Source organism: Haladaptatus sp., from assembly GCF_049589095.1.
Lineage (GTDB): Archaea > Halobacteriota > Halobacteria > Halobacteriales > Haladaptataceae > Haladaptatus.
Map to the genome: position 1 here is coordinate 1 of NZ_JBAWAC010000605.1, position 5,919 is coordinate 5,919.

General features: G+C 60.6%; 6 protein-coding genes and 2 pseudogenes. 6 read left to right on the top strand and 2 right to left on the bottom strand.

All coding sequences use genetic code 11. The features are described 5' to 3' along the window. A pseudogene (locus tag WBV42_RS18960) lies at positions 1-453 on the bottom strand (hypothetical protein); the annotation flags it as partial. Positions 454-473: 20 nt separating this feature from the next. Beyond that, positions 474-1,175 (bottom strand): DUF7504 family protein, encoded by a 702-nt coding sequence (locus WBV42_RS18965; RefSeq protein WP_423987420.1) that lies wholly within the window; start codon positions 1,173-1,175, stop codon positions 474-476. A 209-nt stretch (positions 1,176-1,384) separates the two neighbouring features. Between WBV42_RS18965 and WBV42_RS18970 the strand changes: the two genes are divergently transcribed. The 6 genes and pseudogenes from WBV42_RS18970 to WBV42_RS18995 all read left to right on the top strand — a co-directional run. Next, positions 1,385-1,975 carry a 50S ribosomal protein L15e gene (locus WBV42_RS18970; protein ID WP_423987421.1) on the top strand — a complete coding sequence of 197 codons (591 nt, stop codon included), beginning with the start codon at positions 1,385-1,387 and terminating at the stop codon, positions 1,973-1,975. A gap of 147 nt (positions 1,976-2,122) precedes the next feature. Continuing rightward, positions 2,123-2,476 carry a TMEM175 family protein gene (locus tag WBV42_RS18975; RefSeq protein WP_423987422.1) on the top strand — a complete coding sequence of 118 codons (354 nt, stop codon included), beginning with the start codon at positions 2,123-2,125 and terminating at the stop codon, positions 2,474-2,476. Continuing rightward, complete coding sequence (locus WBV42_RS18980; RefSeq protein WP_423987423.1) at positions 2,477-2,761, top strand: hypothetical protein; 285 nt, start codon at positions 2,477-2,479, stop codon at positions 2,759-2,761. Positions 2,762-2,977: 216 nt separating this feature from the next. After that, positions 2,978-3,844 carry a class I SAM-dependent methyltransferase gene (locus WBV42_RS18985; protein ID WP_423987424.1) on the top strand — a complete coding sequence of 289 codons (867 nt, stop codon included), beginning with the start codon at positions 2,978-2,980 and terminating at the stop codon, positions 3,842-3,844. 132 nt (positions 3,845-3,976) lie between these two features. Next, positions 3,977-5,191 carry an alpha/beta hydrolase family protein gene (locus tag WBV42_RS18990; protein WP_423987425.1) on the top strand — a complete coding sequence of 405 codons (1,215 nt, stop codon included), beginning with the start codon at positions 3,977-3,979 and terminating at the stop codon, positions 5,189-5,191. A gap of 221 nt (positions 5,192-5,412) precedes the next feature. Further along, positions 5,413-5,919: pseudogene (locus WBV42_RS18995) on the top strand (hypothetical protein); the annotation flags it as partial.

Below are 5,919 nucleotides of genomic sequence, written 5' to 3' on the forward strand. Positions count from 1 at the left end.
CCCGGTTACGGTAACAGTTCCCTGTGGTGACTCGTGAAACGACCGTGCGCCGACCCGAACGAGCGTCGTTTCGTCGAACGAGAGACGAATCGAATTCTTCCCTTTCTGAACCGTGACCGGTGAAGTAACGGAAAGATAGAGGACGATCGACAGACCGTTGATCTGCAAGTATCGTGATTTTCCGTCGAGTAAAAGTTCCGTATCACTGTTGGGCGTGAAATCTTGCTCGAACTCCCCATCCCCAGAATATACGGTCACGCTCGCCAACACCGGCGAGACAATCTCATCCGTCTCGATGGTCACCGCCGAGTCGATGGGATAGTAAAACGACTCGGCGTCCGCTGGCGTCGGTTCGACCGGGCGCGGAGTCTGTAGTTCGAACCGAACTTTCTCGATCGGGTCGTAAATCTCGATGCCGGGGTCTCCCAGCAGAGGGGTGAACTGTGGTTCCACGGTTGTTGAGTGAACTGCGGTCAGAGGTCTACCCACGCGGTCGTCGTGCCGAGCTCTGGGACGTGCCAGCGGTGGTCAGGATCGTCGCCGTTCTGCTGGCGGAGTTCGATGCGGGCGTCGAACAGCGGCGACAGTTTCGCGACGAGGTCGGCGTCGTCCGGCATGGGGAGGTGGTAGTGGGCCATCCCGCGAACGCCTTTGGTGATGGCTCCGACGGAGCGCAGGAAACGCTTGACTGCCGGGAGACGATGCTCGTCCACGAGGTAGTTCAGCGAATCGACACAAAGACGCAATTCCGCCGGGGAGACACCACCGGCGTCGTCGTCGTAGAACCCAATTGCGGTCACGATCTCCTCGCGGAGTTCGTGCAGTCCGTTGTGGCCGTCGAGCGGCGGGAGTTCGTCACCGAAACTCGACGCGGCCTCTGGCATAGCGCGGCGTCGGTTGCCGCGGTCGATGAGCCACACTGAGGAATCGTCGTACGAGACGTTCTTCGGGAAATGTTCGTCCGCGGTCGCGATGCCCGCGTCGGTGAGTGCGAGAACTCGCTTCCGGTCGTTCATATCGTCGCCGAAGAGGGTTCGTGACGCCCGGTTGGTCACGCATTGAGATACTTCACCCGTGACGAGGAGGTTACTGCCGCTCTGCCGAAGCGCTTCGAGGTGTTCCCGAAACGCATACACGTCCTCCTTGTCCCGGAATAACGGCAGATCTCCTTTCATCTTACATAGTTTTCCACGTAATTTGATAAAACTGCTCTGGTTGCGACCGACGAGACGAAGCCCTTAAACCCGCCAACCGGGAACAATCGATAACTCGCTGGAAGACGGGCACCAGTGGGCACCTGCGACCGCAGGACGGAATGTGGCGTGGCCGGTTCGATGTCGAATCGTCTCCACGCTGAACCACTCAACGCCCGTGGTGATAGACCATGGCAAAAAGTTTCTACTCCCACATTCGAGACGCGTGGAAGGACCCGGACGACGGCAAACTCGCCGAACTCCAGTGGCAACGAAAACAGGACTGGCGCAAACAGGGTGCCATCGAGCGAATCGACCGCCCGACCCGCCTCGACCGCGCCCGCTCGCTCGGCTACAAGGCCAAGCAGGGCGTCGTCGTCGCACGCGCAAGTGTCCGCAAGGGTGGCGCGCGCAAACAGCGCCACAAGGCCGGACGCCGTTCCAAGCGCCAGGGTGTCAACCGCCTCGGTCGGCGGAAGAACATCCAGCGCATCGCCGAGGAGCGGGTCAGCAAGAAGTACCCGAACCTCCGCGTCCTCAACTCCTACTGGGTCGGCGAGGACGGAAGCCAGAAGTGGCACGAAGTGATCCTCGTGGATCCCGAGCACCCCGCCATCCAGAACGACAAGGACCTGAACTGGATCTGTGACGACTCCCACCGTGGCCGTGCCCACCGTGGTCTCACGAGTGCAGGACAGCGCAACCGCGGTCTCCAACAGCGCGGTAAGGGTACCGAACACACCCGACCGAGCAACAACAGCGGCAAAGGTCGCGGCAAGTAACGGACCGGTTCGACGTTTCCACACCTTTTCGATTTTTCACCGACCGAAGAGCACCTGCCATCCTGTTCCGCGAGGACGGCCTTAGGGATGGCTTACCGCCGAAACCATCTCAAGGACTATCATGTCGGCAGTCGTCCGTCGTACGCAATGGGGGATTCGGAGGGAGAATCGGATTTGGAAGAGGAGACTGAGTTGCAGAAGCGGACGGAAGGGATGGCCCGGCTCATGGGATTCAGCGACGGCGTCTTCGCCATCGCCATCACACTGTTGATACTGAACATCGAAGTACCGAAATCGACCGAGGCGACGGCAGTAGCGGTGAGCCAACTGTTGAACGAGTGGCCGGACATTTTGAGCTACGTCATCAGCTTTCTCGTCATCGGGAACTACTGGATCGTCCATCACGACATCTTCGAGAACGTCGAACGCTACGACAGGAAGCTCCTCTGGCTGAACATCATCTATCTCATGTTCATCGCGTTCATCCCCTTCTCCACCTAGTTGATCGGCGATTTTTCGGGAGGTGTTCCCGTCATCGTTTACGCCGGAACCATCACACTGACGAGCATCGTCCTCACCGTCCTCTGGCGATACGCGTGGACGTCTGACCTGCTCGATGCGACGATCGACAGAGACAAAGTGCGCGAAGTGACGTACGATATCCTCACCCCCGCCTCCGTCTTCGCTGGGTCGATGCTGATCGCGCTCGTAAACGCACAGTGGGCGATGTACTCGTGGTTCCTCCTCTTTTTCGCCGATTCGATTCGGGAGCGATTGATCGGGTAGAAGCGTGGATTTCGAGCGCTTCGGAGGTTGAGTGGGCATTCACTGATGACGACGAGAGGGAGGATAAATCAGATATTGCGATATCAAATCGTCATGAACGGACTCGTAGTCGATATTCCTGCACTCGACAAACTGCTTTCCATCCGCGCGGTCCAGTTCCCGCAACCGGACCGGTATCTGTACCATTCATAGTGCACGGCTCGGTTGTAACGGGAAATGAAGGACGGTCAACCGAGCAAGACGGCCCAGTACGTCGCCGCCAATGTCGTCTTTTCCAGCGTGCATCCGGTGTTGGAGGGAGTACTGCCGCCGGATGCCCGGAGGGAAACGTCCCGCTATTTCCGCAGCCTCGATACTTGGACGGGGAGCAGTGCTCGGCTGTTTCATCGGCTGCCGAAGTTCGTCCTCAGACGGCTCATCGCCCGGATTCCACCGGGAGTAATCGCCCAGACGGTCCTTCGAAAGCGGTGGATCCAAGACGCGGTTCGGGCGAACCTCTCCGACTGTTCTCAGGTAGTCGTCCTCGGTGCCGGGCTTGATACGCTCGCCCCGCGCCTTCGACGGGAGTACCCGGACGTCCGATTTTGGGAGATAGACCACCCGGCGACACAGGGAGTAAAGCGGCGCGTCGTCGAACAGGGGTCGAACCTCACCCTTTGCTCGGAGGATTTCACCGAACGAGCGCCCATGAGTTCCCTCGACGCCGATTCGGAGTACGATCTAGACGAACCCACGGTGGTCGTCGCGGAAGGGTTGTTGATGTATCTCTCCGAAGCGGAAGTGAGGGAGTTGTTCGATGCCGTCCGTGAGCACACCGGCGAGGGAAGTCACTTGGTCGGGACGGCGATCAATCCGAACGCGATGGCCGACGGACCCGACTGGCTGGGGAGCGCGAACTCCAGCCGGAGCCCGACGTTCCTCGATCGACTCGGTGAGCCGTGGCACTGGGTGGTCGAGTCCGGCGAACTTTCGGACGAACTCGACGATCACGGCTTCGAACTCACCGCACTCAGCCAGATGCGCCATCTCCGAGCACAGTACCTTCCCGACCGGCCGAACCTGTCGGTGTATCCCATCGAGTAGTGTTTCGAAGCCACGCGCGAGGAGTGAATCGAGAGGGGCTATTCGGTCGTTACAGGCCATCCACTCCCTCAGTATCGCCCGCAACGTTATGCGCCCGTACGTCCTGTTATACCGAGTGGTTCGGGGGGAGCTATGAAAATCGAGTTCGACGACTCCATGTTCGAGGAATGGACCGAACGAGCGCTGTTGCACGCCGTGTACGGCGGCGCTGATTTCGGCGAGTGTCTGACGACCGCCGAACGAATCACCGACGGGGACCGGACGAGTTGGTACGACGAATGGACCGAGACCGCCGACCGCATCGCCGCTATCGCCCGAGAAAGTGAGGACGGTGGCCACGCGGTCAGCGCGCGGGAGGCGCATCTCCGAGCCTCCAACTACTATCGAACGGCCTACCCGTTTCTGTACGGCGCGCCCACCGACGAGCGACTCGTCGAAGCGTTCGAGAAGGAAACGGACACGTTTCGAAGCGCCGCCGCGCTGTTCGACCCGCCGGTCGAACCGGTCGAAATCCCGTACGAGGGAACGACGCTTCCCGGCTACTTCTACCGCGTCGATGACTCCGACAACCCTCGGCCGACCGTCATCGCCACCAACGGATACGATTCGACGATTCAGGAGATGCACTTCGCCCACGCCGTCGCGGCCGTCCGTCGAGGGTACAACTGCCTCACCTTCGATGGACCCGGACAGGGAGGGCCGCTCATCGAGGAGGGGCTCACCATGCGTCCGGATTGGGAACAGGTGGTCACACCCCTCGTCGATCACGCGGTTGCCCGTCCGGAGGTCGATTCGGAGCGAATCGCACTCACCGGTTGGAGTTTCGGCGGGTATCTCGCCCCGCGAGCGGCCGCGAGCGAGCATCGACTGGCGGCGTGTATCGCCGACCCGGGGCTATGGGACCTGCTCGAAATGATGAAGGGGATGGCCGTCGGCGTCGGGGTACCGCAGGACGTGGCCGACCGACTGCCCGACGTCGATTCGGACGAGTTGGAGCCGATGTTCGACGCTATCGAAGCGTCGCCGGAACTCACGTGGTCCATCGAGCAGCGCGGTCTGTGGGTGCACGGGGTCGATTCCGTTATGGATTACCTTCGAGCGACGGCGGAGTACACGCTCGAAGACCGCGTCGACCGAATCGAATGTCCAACCCTCGTTACCCGAGCTGAAAACGACCAGCTGTCAGCCGCCGCCAGGGAACTGTACGACGCCCTCGACTGCCCGAAGGAACTGCAACGGTTCACGGCCGCCGAAGGTGCTGGCGACCACTGTGAAATGCACGGGCGCAAACTCTATCACCAACGCACGTTCGACTGGCTCGATGGAGTCCTCGGGTACGAAGGGTGATTGCGAGCGGTGAAACGGAAACGGAGGCGGTGGAGCGCTTCAGCTGGTGGGCTCGCTACCTCGCTCACGAGGACGTGTCGAATCGAGTCGGTGGACGCATCATCACGTCGTCCACAACTCGTCGTGAGAGTTGAGCGTTTTCCCGCCCATCCCAATCGAATCCGCGAAAAATTGAGGAAAACAGATACGTTTAATTTGCACTCGGAAGAACATAGTACCGAATGCATTCTCCCTCCCGTCGGACGTTCCTCGCGACAGTCGGTGTGAGCGCGCTCGCTGGCTGTAGCGCGCTTCGAGGAAGCGGTTCCGACTCCGACGCGCCACCCGACTATCTCTCCGGACACGTCGTTTCGCTCGCCGACGGTGTCGAACTGCCGAATGTCAACGGATTGGACGAGCAGGACGACCCGGCCGACGCCGATATTGCCCTCTTTCCGGCGAAAGAAGCGAGCGAAGACGATGCTGCACGAACACTGGCGATCGGAACGTCAGTCGCCTTCGTGGGAGACGGCGCTCCGTTGCAGTCACAGCGGACCTGCGCAACGACGGGAAAGCGGTACGGAATCCCCGGTGACGGGTGGGGAAGTGGCGAACTCGTCTCGGCCATCGTTCCTGCCGACGGCCGACTCGACACCCAACGGTTCATGAACATCGAACTCCCCGACGATGTACCGTGGGCGGTCAACGAGATACTGACCGGCCATCCCCCTGATTCCGACGTTTCGGTA